At 70.3% G+C, this 14,417-nt stretch carries 14 protein-coding genes; 6 read left to right on the top strand and 8 right to left on the bottom strand.

Annotation, left to right across the window (positions count from 1 at the left end):
- Positions 1-24: 24 nt before the first annotated feature.
- From ACFU5O_RS34285 to ACFU5O_RS34260, 6 genes are all read right to left on the bottom strand, one after another.
- On the bottom strand, positions 25-1,140 hold the full coding sequence (locus tag ACFU5O_RS34285) for a phosphopantetheine-binding protein (RefSeq protein WP_384246379.1): 1,116 nt from the start codon (positions 1,138-1,140) through the stop codon (positions 25-27).
- Positions 1,137-2,498: a TrpB-like pyridoxal phosphate-dependent enzyme gene (locus ACFU5O_RS34280; protein WP_384246377.1), complete on the bottom strand. Its 1,362-nt coding sequence runs from the start codon at positions 2,496-2,498 to the stop codon at positions 1,137-1,139. Before ACFU5O_RS34280 ends, ACFU5O_RS34285 begins: the two co-directional genes overlap by 4 nt.
- A complete protein-coding gene (locus ACFU5O_RS34275; protein WP_384246375.1) occupies positions 2,495-2,779 on the bottom strand; it encodes an acyl carrier protein in 285 nt (94 codons plus the stop codon). The genes ACFU5O_RS34280 and ACFU5O_RS34275 overlap by 4 nt, the downstream gene beginning before the upstream one ends.
- A gap of 150 nt (positions 2,780-2,929) precedes the next feature.
- On the bottom strand, positions 2,930-4,195 hold the full coding sequence (locus tag ACFU5O_RS34270) for a glutamate-5-semialdehyde dehydrogenase (RefSeq protein WP_384246373.1): 1,266 nt from the start codon (positions 4,193-4,195) through the stop codon (positions 2,930-2,932).
- Positions 4,196-4,200: 5 nt separating this feature from the next.
- On the bottom strand, positions 4,201-4,941 hold the full coding sequence (locus ACFU5O_RS34265) for an SDR family NAD(P)-dependent oxidoreductase (RefSeq protein WP_384246371.1): 741 nt from the start codon (positions 4,939-4,941) through the stop codon (positions 4,201-4,203).
- Positions 4,942-5,277: 336 nt separating this feature from the next.
- Positions 5,278-5,832: a CGNR zinc finger domain-containing protein gene (locus tag ACFU5O_RS34260; protein ID WP_384246369.1), complete on the bottom strand. Its 555-nt coding sequence runs from the start codon at positions 5,830-5,832 to the stop codon at positions 5,278-5,280.
- Positions 5,833-5,962: 130 nt separating this feature from the next.
- On the opposite strand from ACFU5O_RS34260, the gene ACFU5O_RS34255 reads away from it, so the two are divergent.
- The 4 genes from ACFU5O_RS34255 (at position 5,963) to ACFU5O_RS34240 (ending at position 11,229) form a co-directional block, all read left to right on the top strand.
- Positions 5,963-7,258 carry an MFS transporter gene (locus tag ACFU5O_RS34255; RefSeq protein ID WP_384246367.1) on the top strand — a complete coding sequence of 432 codons (1,296 nt, stop codon included), beginning with the start codon at positions 5,963-5,965 and terminating at the stop codon, positions 7,256-7,258.
- 195 nt (positions 7,259-7,453) lie between these two features.
- A complete protein-coding gene (locus ACFU5O_RS34250; RefSeq protein WP_384246365.1) occupies positions 7,454-8,839 on the top strand; it encodes a KamA family radical SAM protein in 1,386 nt (461 codons plus the stop codon).
- Positions 8,832-10,097, top strand: a complete 1,266-nt coding sequence (locus tag ACFU5O_RS34245) for a pyridoxal phosphate-dependent aminotransferase (RefSeq protein ID WP_384246363.1) — start codon at positions 8,832-8,834, stop codon at positions 10,095-10,097. The genes ACFU5O_RS34250 and ACFU5O_RS34245 overlap by 8 nt, the downstream gene beginning before the upstream one ends.
- A 148-nt stretch (positions 10,098-10,245) precedes the next feature.
- Entirely contained in the window at positions 10,246-11,229 is a 984-nt protein-coding gene (locus ACFU5O_RS34240) for a DUF1015 family protein (RefSeq protein ID WP_384246361.1), read from the top strand.
- Positions 11,230-11,257: 28 nt separating this feature from the next.
- Here the strand turns inward: ACFU5O_RS34240 and ACFU5O_RS34235 are convergent, their stop codons facing one another.
- Positions 11,258-11,509 (bottom strand): hypothetical protein, encoded by a 252-nt coding sequence (locus ACFU5O_RS34235; protein WP_384246360.1) that lies wholly within the window; start codon positions 11,507-11,509, stop codon positions 11,258-11,260.
- Between the two features lie 152 nt (positions 11,510-11,661).
- Between ACFU5O_RS34235 and ACFU5O_RS34230 the strand changes: the two genes are divergently transcribed.
- Positions 11,662-12,903, top strand: coding sequence for a PP2C family protein-serine/threonine phosphatase (locus ACFU5O_RS34230; RefSeq protein WP_384246358.1), 1,242 nt, complete (start codon positions 11,662-11,664; stop codon positions 12,901-12,903).
- Positions 12,904-13,061: 158 nt separating this feature from the next.
- On the opposite strand, the gene ACFU5O_RS34225 is transcribed toward ACFU5O_RS34230, so the two are convergent.
- On the bottom strand, positions 13,062-13,580 hold the full coding sequence (locus tag ACFU5O_RS34225; RefSeq protein WP_384246356.1) for a DUF5994 family protein: 519 nt from the start codon (positions 13,578-13,580) through the stop codon (positions 13,062-13,064).
- A 264-nt stretch (positions 13,581-13,844) separates the two neighbouring features.
- On the opposite strand from ACFU5O_RS34225, the gene ACFU5O_RS34220 reads away from it, so the two are divergent.
- A complete protein-coding gene (locus ACFU5O_RS34220) occupies positions 13,845-14,414 on the top strand; it encodes a DUF5994 family protein (RefSeq protein WP_384246354.1) in 570 nt (189 codons plus the stop codon).
- The last annotated feature ends 3 nt before the right edge of the window (positions 14,415-14,417 follow it).

Raw genomic sequence — 14,417 nt, 5'->3', positions numbered from 1 at the left:
GCTCCTGTGAGAAGTCATAAGGGGTCAGCGGGCGGTGGCCGAGGTGGCGAGGCTGCACAGGTCGTCGATCCGGTGGAGGTTCTCCGGCACCAGGTCCTCGGGGTCGAACTCGACGCCGAGCCGTTCCTCGAGCGCTTCGACGATCTCGACGACCTGGAAGGAGTTGAAGCCGGGTATCTCGGTGAGGGAGGGCACGGCGAGGACTACGGCGGGGTCGACGTCCAGTACGCCGGCGACCGTGGCCGTCACCTCCGCCCGCAGCCGGTCCCGCTCCGGGTCCGCGAACACGTCCCGGTCGGCGCGCAGGGCCTCGGCCAGGTCGTCGAGGAGACGTGCCGGTTCCGTGCGGCCGCGCTGCACGCGGCGCATGGCCAGGAAGGCCTGCTCGGCGAGTCGTTCCATCCGCTGGAGGTGGGTGGCGGTCTCCGGGCCGGCGGCTCGGCCCTCCCGCGCGAGGAACGCGGCGTGCAGCCGCCGGGAGCGCGCCAGCAGCCACGTCTCGGTGGTGAGCTGCTCGAGGGCGGCGGCCCGGTCGGGGTGGGTCGCGTAGGCGGCGACGTATGCGTCGATGTCGCCGTGGTCCGTGCCGGGCCGGACGGGGGGCGCCCCGGTATCGGCCGGCTCGATACGCACCACCAGGGAGGACGGCGGAAGTTCGGCCCAGTCCATGACCCACTGTCCCGGGGAGGCGATCCCCCACGGGGTGTGGCTGTGGTAGGCGTCGGTGACGAGGGCTCTACCACCGTCGTCCGCCACCAGGTAGCTGTGTTCCATGTGCCGCTGCCCGTGGTACGGCAGCCACGGCATGTCGTACGTGTCGGCCATGACGTACAGCAGGCCGTGTGTCCGGGCGAGGCTCGCGAGCTCCCCGGACGGCACCTGGCTCCAGCGGGCGCGCTCGACCAGGCCGAGCTCGCGGACGGCGGCGAGCTGGCTCTGCGGCTCGGGCTCGACCGTGGGGAGGCCGCCCGGTCCCGGCCGCGGGCTGAACCGCAGGACGGCGCCGAGCGCCAGGTGGGTGCCCGGCCCGTGGTACCGGTCGGCGAGCACGGCCAGGTTGGACTGGACGCAGTCGAGCATGTCGGCGCGGACCGACGCCGCCGTTCCGTCGCGCTCCGGCGCTTCCGGGGCCGCGGTCATCGCGGGCCTCCCGCGAGCAGGGGTGTGCCGGCGCCGAGGCTGACCGGGGTCAGCCCCGAGACGGCGCTCAGCAGTGCCGTCTCACTCGGTGCCTCGTCGCCCAGCTCGTCGTTGAGGAGCTGCTCGTACGCCGCCAGGTCGAGGTAGCCGTGGCCGCTGACGCACACGAGGACACCGCGCTCCGCTCGCATGCCGTCCGCGCCAGCGGTGGCGAGCTTGGCAGCCGCGGCCAGTGCGTGGCCGGACTCGGGTGCGGGAAGGACGGCCTCGTGCCGGGTGAGCAGCCGGCCCGCGTCAAGGGCCTCCTGCTGGGTGACGGCGGTCGCGGCCAGGTCACCGGTGTGGCGCATGGCGGAGATGATCTTCGCCGCTCCGTGGAAGCGCAGACCCGCCGAGTGGGCGTCGGGAATGGGGTAGTCGCTGCCGATGGTGTACATCGCTTCCAGCGGTCCCGAACCGGTCGCGTCGGTCTTGTCGTACGCGTAGACGCCCCGGGTGAGCTTCGGTGCCGTCGACGACTCGGCCGCGACCAGCGTGGGCGGTTGTGAGCCTGTCGCTCTGGCCTCCGCGTGGAAGGGCAGCGCGATGCCGCCGAAGTTGGAGCCAGCCCCGACCGCGCCCACGACCATGTCGACCCCGGCATCAAGCTCGGCGAGCTGTGCCTGCGACTCGATGCCGATGACCGACTGGTGGAGGATGCTGTACGTCTCGCCGCTGCCGATGCAGAAGGCGACGCCTTCGTGGGTCGCCGCGTACTCGACGGCCTCGCCGATCGCCAGCGCGAGGCTGTTGCCGATGCCGTCGGCGCGCCGGTCGCAGACAGCGGTGAGACCGCTCGGGCTGGAGTGGATCTCGGCGCCGAGCATGCGCATCAGCACCCCGCGGTAGGGCTTGCGTCGCAGGCTGGACTCCACCATGAACACGCGGCAGCGGAGTCCGAACAGCGCGCAGGCGGCGGCCATGGCGGTGCCCCACTGGCCTGCTCCGGTGCCGGTGACCAGCTCCTTCACGCCGGCCTTCTTGTAGTAGTAGGCCTGGGCGAGCGCGGTGTTCAGCTTGTGGCTGCCGGAGATGTTGCCGCCCTCGTACTTCATGTACACCGGTACGCGGGCGCCGATGGCCCGCTCGAATCCGGTGGCGCGCCACAGTGGAGTGGGCCGGAACTTCCGGTAAGCGTCGAGGACTTCGGACGGGATCTGCCAGTACTCGCGCTCCAGCACGCTCTGCCGTACGAGTTCCATGGGCAGGTTGACGCCGACGCCGCCACCGGACGCAGACTCGGGTGTCAGGTCCGGAGGCAGGGGTTCGGACAGGTACGGCAGGGTGCTGCGCCAGCTGGTGGGGAGCTCGACGGTCATCGGGAGCTCTCCGTACCGGTGAGGACGACGTCGATGAGGTCGCCGACGGTCTGGAAGCTGCGGCCGACGAACAGGTCGTCGGGGAGCGTGATCTCCAGCTCGTCCTCGATCCGTACGAGCATGCCCACGAATCCCAGGGAGTTGACGCGCAGCTTCTCACCGACGAGCGGCTCGCTCTCGGCGATGCCGGCGGGGTCGATGGACAGCCGGGACTCGGCGATGACGACACGCTTGACGATGTCGCCCACCGTGGTGCGGTCGAGGTGTGGCACTGTGGTCATGGTTGCCTCTCGCAGGGTCGGTGCGGACCGCCTGAGCAGGCGGGCGGCGCACAGAGGTGGGATGGCCGGGGAGCCGGCCGCGGGGCGGGCTCCCCGTGGTTCAGCCGGGTGCTTCAGCCGCGTGCCGCGGCGGTGGCCGCGGCGTGTGAATCAGCCGCGCAGTTCGCCGTTGGCCTCGACGACCCAGGTACTGGTCACCAGGGCACCCAGGGTGACCGGACCGCGGACGTGCAGCCGCCCGGTGGCGATGGAGATCTCGGAGCCCAGCCCGAGCTTGGGACCGTCGTGCAGCCGCAAGGAGCCGTTGACGATGATCATGGCGGCGTCCACCTGGCGGGCGAACTGCCGTGCCACGGCGGGGTCCTGGGTGAGAACGCCCTCGGTGTGGCGGGAACCGTAGGCGCGGACGTGATCGGCGGCGGCGTCGAGGCCGGACACCGGCCGCAGGCCGATGACCGGGTCGAGGAACTCCCGGCCCAGGTCGTGCGGTTCGAGCGGTTCGGTGCGCCAGGGCGTGTCGTCCCGTGCCGTCGGCCGCGTCACGGAAGCGTCCAGGCGCACCGTCAGCGGAGCGTTCTGGCGCTCGCATTCGGCAAGGACTGCCGAAAGATAGTCCGCCGCGATCTCCTGGTCGACGAGGACCATCTCGACCGAGGTGCATCCGGCGGGCTCCGGAACCTTGCTGTTCAGGGTTACGCGGGCGGCCAGCGCCAGGTCGGCCGTGCGATGGACGTACAGGTGGTTGACACCGCCGCCGCTCGCGATGAGAGGGATGGAGCTCGCCGTACGGCAGTACTCGATCAGCGAGGGGCTGCCGCGCGGGATGAGGACGTCGACCTGGTCGGGACGGGCCAGGATCCCCTTCATCAAGGACCGGTCCGGGTCGTCGAGGACGGTCACGAGTCCGCTCGGCAGGCCCGCGGCGGTGAGAGCGGCCTTCACGGTCCCGGCGAGGGCCGCGTCCGTGGCCGCGCTCTCCTTGCCTCCGCGGAGCAGGACCGCGTTGCCGACGGCGACCGGGAGCAATGCGCCGTCCACGGTCACCGTGGGCCGGGCCTCGTAGATCATGAGTGCCAGGCCGAGCGGCTTGGGAACACGTCGCAGGACGCCCCAGTCGCCGGCCGGGGTCTCCGGCGCGTCGGCCAGGATCTGGGCCAGCTCGCGCTCGACGGCGCCGGTGAGTTCCACCATGCGGTCGAGGTGCTCGTCGGTCAGCCGGAGGCGGTCCACGAGGGTGGGCGGGATGCCCCTCATCTCCGCGCGGGCGATGTCGGTCCGATTGGCTGCCTGGATCTCGGGCCACCGCTGCTTGAGGTGGACGGCCAGTTCCCGGCAGTAGCGGGCGTAGGCCGGGTCCCCGAGGGGCGGCGCGGCGTCGAAGGCGGCACGGGCGTGGCGCAGTATCTGCTCGGGCATGCCGGTCACCACATGAACTGCCCACCGTCAATGATCAGTTTCTGACCATTGAGGTAGGACGCGGCCGGGCCGACCATGAATTCCAGTGCGTCGGCGATGTCCTCCGTGGTGCCCATACGACGGGTGGGGATCTCGTCCAGGGTCTGCGCCATGCGCTCCGGGTCGTCCAGCCGCCAGCGGGTGCGCAGCTCATCCGTGTCGATCATGCCGGGAATGAGGCAGTTGACCCGGATGGCGGGCGCCAGTTCGAGAGCGAGACACTTGGTCAGCTGCAGCAGACCGGCCTTGCTGGCGCAGTAGTTGGCGCCGTCGACGCGAGGGCGGATGCCTGTCGTGGCGCCGATGTTGACGACCGAACCGCCGCCGGCGGCCAGCATGGCCGGGGCGAGGGCCCGGGTGAGCCAGAACGGCCCGGACAGATTGGTGTCGAGGACGCGGCGCCAGTCCTCGTCCGTGAGCTCCAGGAACGGGCGGTCGATGTTGAGACCCGCGTTGTTCACGAGCACTGCCGGGGTGCCGTGCTCGGCCAGGACCCGGGCCGCGGCGTCGGCAACCTGCTGGGCGTCGGAGAGGTCGACCCGCATCGGGGTCAAGTGTCCGGCGTTGTCGGCCCGGGCCTTCTCGGCCGCTTCCCGGTCGGATCCGTAGAAGGCGACGACGCGGTGTCCCATACGGATAAGGCGCCGGCTGAGAGCCAGTCCGATCCCTCTGGTTCCGCCGGTGACAACGGCAAGTGGTTCCGGCATCCGGACTCCTTTATGGCGTGGATTGATTTCGTGAAACGGCCGGTACGCGAACTGCACCGACGGAAATCGATATTCGGGAAATCAAACGAAGCGACGCCATGTTACGGAGATCAGGTGAGCCATGGTCAAGGAAATAGAGAGCGCGGAACCATAGACGAGGCTGATGAGGCCATCATCCTCAGCCACGGCGGAAGCCGCCAGCTGTCACGATTCAGGTATTCCATGACCCCATGGAGGATCCGGTGGCCCCGGTTCCTCCCCCCACTCTCGGCTCATGCGTATGTACGGGAGCATGGGCCCGGACACGGGAGCACAGGCCGAGGCCGGGCCGGCCGGTCAGTCGGCGGCGCGACGGGCGGCATAGCGCCGCGACTTCGTACGGTTGCCGCACACCCGCATCGAGCACCAGCGTCGGCTGTGGTTCTTCGAGGCGTCCCAGAACACCCAGCCGCAGGTGTGCTCGGCACAGCGCTTGAGCCGCTGGATCTGCCCGGTCAGCACGATTTCCGTCCAGGCGATGGCCAGGCGCGCGAGGGCCGTTCGCGCGGGAGCCTGCCCCGGAGCCGGCACCAGGGGCTGCGGACGGTCCCCCCAGGCGGACCGGTTCAGCGTGACCAGGACGGGGATTTCGGCCAGCACCGCGTCGGCCAGGGCGAGTCGGTGCGGCGAGACGGGATCCCCGGCATCGAGGGCTTCACGGATCCCGGCACGCAGTGTGAGGAACGCCCGGTGGTCATCGGCGCTCAACCGGAGGGAGGCGTCGGCCAGTCGGTGGCCGGCCAGCCAGCGTGCGAGCTCACCGGCGCTCGCGACGTCGTCGTCACCGCTCTCGAGATCGATCGTGTTGGTGAACGCCTCGATCAGCACGACGGCCGGGGAGGGGTCGAGCACAGGCTTCCGCCTTCCTGATCGAAGATCGCGATCCACCTATCAAACGCCTTGATGGGTGGTGGCTGGTTTCTGCGGTGTGACCAGCATAACGCTGCCATACTGACCACCAAAAGCCTTTAGGAGGTTACTCATGGATGGTGTGCTGGACGAGCGGGTGCCGTCCACGGAGCCGGAGCGGCAGCAGAAGCAGGCCACACCACGTGACCGCAGCGCTCGCAACACTGCGGTCCTGGTGGGATTCACCGCCATCACGAACTTGGCCGACGGCGTCACCAAGGTCGTACTGCCCCTGATGGCCACCCGGTTGACCGACTCCCCCGCCCAGGTGGCCGGTGTCGGACTCACCCTCACCCTTCCGTGGCTGCTGATCGCCCTCCACGTCGGCGTTCTGGTGGACCGCTTCGACCGCCGGCTGCTGCTGTGGCTGGCCGACGGCGCCCGCATGCTCGTCGTCGCCGCCCTTCTGGTGCTCGCCCTGCGGGACTCGGTGACCATCCCCGCGCTCTACGTCGCCGGCCTCGTTCTGGGGATGGCCGAGGTCGTCGCGCTGACCTCCGCCGCGACACTCGTTCCCTCGGCGGTCGCCCCGGCCGGACAGGAGCGGGCCAACGCCTGGGTGGCGGGTGCGGAGACCGCCTGCAACGAGTTCTGCGGGCCGTTCGTCGGCGGCCTCCTGGTGGCGGCCGGCGCCAGTGTGGCGCTGGGCTGGACCGGCGCCGGCTATCTGATCGGCACGCTGATCCTGGTCTTCCTCGTGGGCCGATTCAGGCCTCAGGCGGACGGCACCCGGCCGGCCGGCTCCGTCAACCAGCGCATCGCCGAGGGCGTCCGCTTCCTGTGGCAGCAGCGCCTGCTGCGGCTGATGGCGCTCTCGTTGACCGTGCTCTCCGCCTGCTGGGGCGCGTGGCTCGCCCTCATGCCACTGGTCGCCACCTCGCTGATGCACCTCGACGCGCGCGAGTACGGCATCCTCCTCAGTGCGCTCGGCGCGGGCGGCCTGCTCGGCGCGCTCACCGTCACCACCGTCAACCGGGTCCTCGGCCGGCGCTGGTCGATGTTCGCCGACCTCGTCGGCACTGCGGCCATGGTCGCCACTCCTGTGTTGTCCACCAACCTCTGGGTGGTCGCCACAGGTGCCTTCTTCGGCGGTATGGGCGGCATCCTGTGGACGGTGAACTCGCGCACCATCAGCCAGCGGCTCGTCGACAGCGGCATGCTCGGCCGCTACAACGCCGCCGCCAGGCTCTTCAGCTGGGGCGCGATGCCGCTGGGGGCCGGACTGGTGGGCCTGCTGGCCGAGTGGTTCGGCATGCGGACGGCCTTCGCGGTCTTCACCGTGGCCACCCTTCTGATCATCGTCCCGTTCCTTCGCACCATGACTCCCCGGGCACTGGCAGAGGTCGACGCGATGGCCCCGCGGGACTGAACCGGGGCCCGGCATCCGCTCTCCGCCCGGAGCCGGAGCGCGGCACCCGTTCACCGGCACACGCCGCGCACAGCGACTATGCGGGCATTGGAAGCGCCTATCGACCGGCCGTTGAACTCTCTGTTCCGGCCGGTCTCCGCATTCTAGGATCAAGGAAATTGCTCGGGTCACTTTCCTTGAACCGGAGGAAGTCGCATGCCCTTGAAAGCTCCTGCCATCCTGGATACGGAACGGTTCCGGGCCTATGGACCCCGCCATGTCGACGAAATAGCGGACAGGTTCGGAGTCCCCGGCCACATCGCCCGTTCCATAAAAACCCTGTCCGCCGTCCTGCCGTTCCGGGTCAACGAATACGTGCTCTCACATCTGGTCGACTGGGACAACATTCCGCACGATCCGATATTCCAAATGGTCTTCCCGCAGAGCGGAATGCTCACGGCAGCGGACGAACAGCGCCTGGCGGGTCTCGTGGACGATCCGGCCGCCAAGAAGGAGCTCCGCCTGGCCGTCCAGCAGATCCGGGGCGGCCTCAACCCGCACCCCTCCGGCCAGAAGCAGCTCAACGTCCCCACCATCGACGGCGATGAAGTACCGGGCCTGCAGCACAAGTACCGGGAGACCGTGCTGTACTTCCCCGGCCAGGGCCAGACCTGCCACTCGTACTGCACCTACTGCTTCCGCTGGGCCCAGTTCGTCGGCGACGCCGATCTGCGCTTCGCCGTTCCGGAGCCCAGCCGCCTCATCGACTACCTGGGCAGGCACCCCGAGGTCGACGATGTCCTCGTCACCGGCGGCGATCCGATGATCATGTCCACGGATCGCCTGCGCTCCCACCTCGAACCGATCCTGGACGTCCCCACCGTCCGCACCATCCGCATCGGCACCAAGTCGGTCGCCTACTGGCCCCAGCGCTTCGTCACCGACCAGGACGCCGACGACGTCCTGCGGCTCTTCGAGAAGATCGTCGCCTCCGGCCGCAACCTCGCCGTGATGATGCACTTCACGCACCCGCGCGAGCTGGAGTCCGACCTGGCACGCCGCGCCGTCTCCCGCATCCGCTCCACCGGCGCACTCGCCTACTGCCAGGCTCCGCTGGTCGCCCACGTCAACGACGACCCTGCGGCCTGGAGCAACCTCTGGCGCGCCGAACTCGCCGCGGGTGCCGTCCCGTACTACATGTTCGTCGAGCGGGACACCGGCCCGTACGACTACTTCAAGGTGCCGCTCGCCCGAGCCCACGAGATCTTCCGGTCGGCCTACCGGACGCTGCCCGGCCTCGCCCGCACGGTGCGCGGCCCGGTCATGTCCGCCACGCCTGGCAAGGTGGTCGTCGACGGCGTCACGGAGACATCCGACGGACGCTTCTTCCAGCTGCGCATGCTCCAGGCCCGCGATCCCGGGCTCGTGGGGCGGCCGTTCCAGGCTCACTACTCGGAGACCGCCGCGTGGCTGGACGAACTGCGACTGGCCGAAGGCACCCCCGCCGACATCGCCGCCGCCGTCCAGGGTGCGTTCCCCTCCTCGCTCAACGAACAGATCGAGACACCCGCCTGGCTCGACGAGGAGCTCGCCCGTGCCTGAGGCATCCGTCTGGAGGACTTCGCCCAACCTCGCCCTCAACCAACTGGTCGCCGAGCGCCGCGCGGCCGGGGACGACGTCGTGCACCTGGGCTTCGGCGAATCACGGCTGCCCGCCTTCGCCCCGCTGGCCGAGCGCCTGGCACGGGGCGCCGGACGCAACGCCTACGGACCGGTGGCCGGCGGCGACGACGTACGGCGGGCCGCCGCCGGATACTTCAGCCGCCGGAACATGCCCACAGAGGCGGACCAGATCGTGGTCGGCCCCGGCAGCAAGCCGCTGCTGATGGCCCTCCAGCATGTCCTTCCCGGTGACGTGCTGTTGCCCCGGCCCGCGTGGAACTCGTACGCGCCACAGGCCCGTCTCGCCGGCAAGAAGGCGTACGGAGTGCCGATCCCGGCCGTCTGCGGCGGCATTCCTGACCCGGCCGCCGTGCGGGACGTGGTGCGGGACGCGCGTGCCGCCGGCGGCGACCCGCGCATCGTCGTCCTGACTCTGCCGGACAATCCGACCGGTACGCTCGCACCTCCCGCGCTCGTCCGGGAGATCTGCGCCGTCGCCGAGGAACTGGACCTCGTCATCGTCTCCGACGAGATCTACCGCGACATCGTGCACGATCCGGCTACGCCGTTCCTCAGCCCCGCCGAAGTCGTTCCGCACCGCACCGTCGTCACCAACGGACTGTCCAAGACCCTCGCGCTGGGTGGCTGGCGCGTCGGCGTGTGCCGCTTTCCGGGCAACAGCTGGGGCCGGGAGGTCCGCGACGGTGTCATCTCCGTCGCCAGCGAAGTCTGGTCGACCCTGGCCGGCCCCATGCAGGAGGTGGCGGCCCACGCCTTCTCCGAGCCCCCGGAGATCCGGCAGCGGCTCGCGGCCAGCGCCCGTCTGCACGGCATCGTCGCCCGTGCCGTTCACCGGATCATGGTCGACGCGGGCGCCATCTGCCGGCCGCCCACCGGTGGCTTCTACGTCTACCCCGACTTCGAGCCCCTCCGCGCCCACTTGGCCTCGCGCGCCGTCACCGGTTCCGGCAGCCTCCAACGCCATCTCTTCGACACCTACGGCGTGATGGTGCTGGCGGGCCACCACCTCGGGGACGACGAGGACGCCCTGCGTTTCAAGGCCGCCACCAGCATGCTCTACGGCGACACGGCCGAGCAGCAGGAGCAGTCCCTGGCGGCCGACGATCCGCTGGCCCTGCCCCATGTCGCCCACGTCCTGGCACGCGTGGAAGAGACCTTCACCGAACTGTGCCGCTGACCGTGCGAGGGAGTATCGAGCACCTGGGACACATATGAGTGCGCAGACACTGGACCCCGCGGGCCTCCTCCGTCCAGGGCAGCACCCGGGCAGACCAACCGGCCTGATCCTGCACCCTTTTCAGGGCATCCGCCGATCGCAGCACGCCATGGCACGCGACCACCGGCCCGCCTTCTACGTCCTGGAGCAGCGCAGCGGCCCGACGCTGCTCCAGCGCGGCGTGATCGGTACGATCGACCTGAGCACACCGGAGCAGGCGGTCCTCCCGCACGAACAGGTCATCGCCGACAAGGTGGCCCGGCAGCGCGGCATCATCCGCCTCGTCGGCGGCAACCCCGAACCCGTCCTGCTCGCCTGCCGCGGCGCGGACGACACCCACGCCGTGCTGACTCGGATCACCGGGGAACCACCGGTCACAACGGTCACCGCAACGGACGGGACACGCCACAGCCTGTGGCGCTGCGACGACCCGGCCCAGCAGAGGATCATCACCGCGGACCTCGCCTGCCGCGGCGCTCTCATCGCCGACGGCCACCACCGGTACGCGGCCGCGATGGAGCACCGCCGGCACTTCGGCGGCCGCTCCGGCCCCTGGGACCGCCTCCTGGCTCTCGTCGTCGACACTCGGCGCCACCCCCTGCTCCTGCGGGCCATCCACCGCTACCTGCCACACCTTCCGGCCCGGGAGGCGGCCATCGCCGCAGCCACCGTGGCGACCGTCGACGAGATCCCCCGCCGGACACCGGCACACCCTCCGCGCCCCGGCGAACTCGTCCTGCTCGGCGACGGCCGCCGCTGGTCGGTCACGGGAGCCGGCCCCGAGGAGGTGAGCGACGCGCTTCGAGGGCGTCCCGAGGCCTGGGCCTCCCTCGACGCGGCCGTCCTGCACCATCTGTTCATCGACCGCGTCTGGCGGACTCCTTCAGGTGCGACGCACGAGGTCGCCTACGTCCACGACGACCGGCACGTCCCGGCCGACGGCACCCTCGTCCTCCTCGCCCCACCCCAGGAGGACGACGTCCACCGCTTGGCGGCGCTGGGCACGCCCATGCCGCAGAAGTCGACGTCGTTCGGCCCGAAGCCTCTGCCCTGGCTGGTCACCTATCACCACGCCCATCAGAACCGCGGTTGACATGGCCTCCGGTCATCGCGACGCGAGGTCACGCGGCTTCGGTGAACCGCCGCACGTTGTGGAGCTGTTGTGCCACCTCGACCGGGCCGGCCAGGCCGGTGCAGTGCGTGCTCGGCCCGGTGGGCGTGGGTGGCGGCGGCCGGTCGGTGCTGCGACGAGCGGAGGCATCCGCGGCGGGCCGGGCCAGGGCATGGGCCCGCGGCGGCACTCGTCGGCCGGGACGGCCCACGCCCGTGTTGCCGGCGACCGGCCGGGCGTCGGACGGACGATCGTCCGGCATGGGCAGCCACACATGACGGAGGCCGACATGCTGCTATCGGCGCAATCGTGTCCCCGGCCCGGTCCGCCGGGTCACGCTGTGCGCGTTGATCACGGTCATGGCAGGGGCAGCCGAAGGCGGAATGCAGGCACGCGGGGTGAAGGGACACAGCTGTGGCGGAGCGCGATCGGCAGCGCGACGAGCGCGCGGTGGACCGGTCGGAGGGGTTCGGCGAGCGGCTGCTTGGGGTTCTGCTGGACCGGGCACACGAGATGCCGCCGCAGCTGATCGCCCCGCTGATCGCGGAAGAAGTGGCCAGGGTCGGTGGCTGGGACGTCTCGATCCTCCTGCAGGACTACGGACAGCTACTGCTGGTGCCGCTGCCGGGCAGGCGGCTGACCGTCGGCGAGCCCGAGCCGATCGGTGACTCCCACGCCGGTACGGCCTTCCTGCATGCGACCCCCGTCGAGGTACCGCAGGCCGACGGCGTCCGGATGTATCTGCCGTTGCTGGACGGCAGCGACCAGGTCGGAGTGCTGGCCCTCACCCTGGAGTCCGTCGATGACGACGACCGGCGCCTGCTGCGCAGGCTCGCCGGCCTGATCGCCGACATGCTGGTCACCAAGCACAGCTACACCGACCAGTTCTTTCTCGCCCGGCGCCGCGAACCCATGAGCGTGGCCGCGGAGATCCAGTGGTCCCTGCTGCCGCCGCTGGCGATGTCCGTCCCGCAGGCCGCGGTGGCAGGAATCCTGGAGCCCGCCTACAACGTCGCCGGCGACAGCTTCGACTACGCCCTCAACGACGACATCCTGCACGTGGCTGTGATCGATGCGATGGGCCACGGCCTGGACGCCGCCACGATGGCGACTGTCGCCGTCGGTGCCTACCGGCACGCCAGACGTGCCGAGATCGGCCTGTCCGAGATCTACGCGTTCATGGACCGGGCCATCGCCGAGCAGTTCGGGCCCGAACACTTTGTCACCGCGCAGATGATGCGCCTGAACACCGCAACGGGCCACCTGCAGTGGGTCAACGCGGGCCACCCCGCACCGCTGCTGATCCGCGACCACCGGGTTCTGCGGCAACTTGAGGGCCCGACCACCTTCCCGGTCGGCTTCGGTGGTGAGGAGCCCCAGGTCAGCGAGCGGATGCTGCAACGCGGCGACCGGGTGCTGTGCTTCACCGACGGCCTGATCGAGGAGCACGAAGCCGGCGAGGAGCAGTTCGGCGAGGAGCAACTCATCCACTGGGTCAACCGCATCGAGCACGAGGAGCAGGGGGTGCGGGCGGTGGTGCGCTCGCTCTCCCACGCCCTGAAGCAGGAACGGGGCGGGAGGACCAGCGACGACGCGACTCTCTTCCTGATCGAGTGGCGCGGGGGTGCCGCCGATCACCTCGCCGTCCTGGACTGATCCGACAGCCGCAGCGTCGATGACGGAGCCGACGGCCCGCAGGCCCGCGGCCGGTCAGACGGAGCAGGACAGCCCACGGCCAGAGCTGCATGACCCAGGAGTTCGCGGTACAGAGCCGATTGCACCCGTATCCGGCGTCCTGGGCCCCGGAGCGTCACTCACGTCCCGGGTTCGGGCGCCCGCCGGCGGATGGCACCCGGGGGACGTGTCTGGTCGGTGCTGATCGCGACGAGGATCTGCTGGGCCTCGCTGACGTTGTCGGCCCGGACGGCCTCGGCCATGGCGGCGCGTGCTGCGTCAGGAGTCGTGTCCGGCGGGACCAGCAGCAGCGTGAAGTAGTCCCGATCGCCACGGGTGATCAGGACGGTGTCGTCACCGACCGGAAAGGAGTCGACATGCACGACCTGGTCGTCGACGGTCAGCCGTGTCGGCAGTCCCTTCCAGGCACTGGCGTCCAAACCGACGCGGGTGACAGGTCCGAGATGCTCGGTCAACGCGCTGATCAGCGAGGGGAGCTCAGCACCGATGTTCCGGGAACGCGGCCACCACGCGCCGTCCAGGATCCCCTCGCGGGCATGTGTCGTCTCCAGCCTCAGCAGCGCCGTCCCCGGTCTCACGGACCGGTGGATCGCATCCGGCAGAAGCCTGGGCGTATCGGGGCTGTCGGAGTCGGCCATGGTGTGTTCGCCCGTCTGCGAGGGCAGGTCCGCCGCAATGGTTGACCTCGTCTTTCACCGTACTCCGCGTACCGGACCCGCGAAGCGCCCCGCGCCGACGGTCCCGGATCTGAAATGCCTGGTCACGCGTACATCTCAGGCAGCGTCGACGGAGTAGGCTGACAGCACCGGGAGTACTTCGCACGCCGGCCACCACGCCGGTGTCGTTCTCGGCGAGCAACAAGACCGGGACATCCAAGATGCGCCTGGGGACAGGTCCGCGCCATGACCGCGACCATCGAACGTACGACCATCAGCGAGGGCGCGCCCTCACCACCGGCCCGCCTGTCCCTGACCCCCGCGAGGTCGGCCCCGGGCCTCCTGGACGGCGCATGGTGGCCCCGCTCCCGTGATCTCTTGCGTGAGATTCCCGCCCTGCTGGACGTGCTGGACGCGCGCTGGGGCCGGATCACACGTATCACGGTGAACCCCTCGCACTGGCCCGTGATCCCGCGCAAGGTGCCCGTGGCAGGGCGCACGGTGCACGTGGGCTGGTTCAGGGACGAGCAGGACCCCCACAAGCTGCTTCTGCTTTCCTACACCGCGGGCCGCTGGGACCTGCTGGTGATCCCGCCGGAGACCGGTGAGGCCGCCGCCGCCCGGCTGATGTCCGCAGCAGCCACCCCTGGCGGGCTCCTCACTGCAAGCGGTCTGATGGCCGGCGAGGACAACACCCGTGAGACGAAGGAGACGCTGGACCGGGAAGAGGAGTGGGAGTCCGAAGGTGGGCACGCCTCGACGGCGGACGGGAACCCGAATCCGATCGCCTCCTTGAGCTCCGCCCGAGGGAGGTGAGGA

Origin of the sequence: Streptomyces sp. NPDC057445, from assembly GCF_042802855.1 — a bacterium.
In the GTDB taxonomy this organism is placed as follows: Bacteria; Actinomycetota; Actinomycetes; order Streptomycetales; family Streptomycetaceae; genus Streptomyces.
This window is presented reverse-complemented; position numbering and strand designations above follow the sequence as displayed.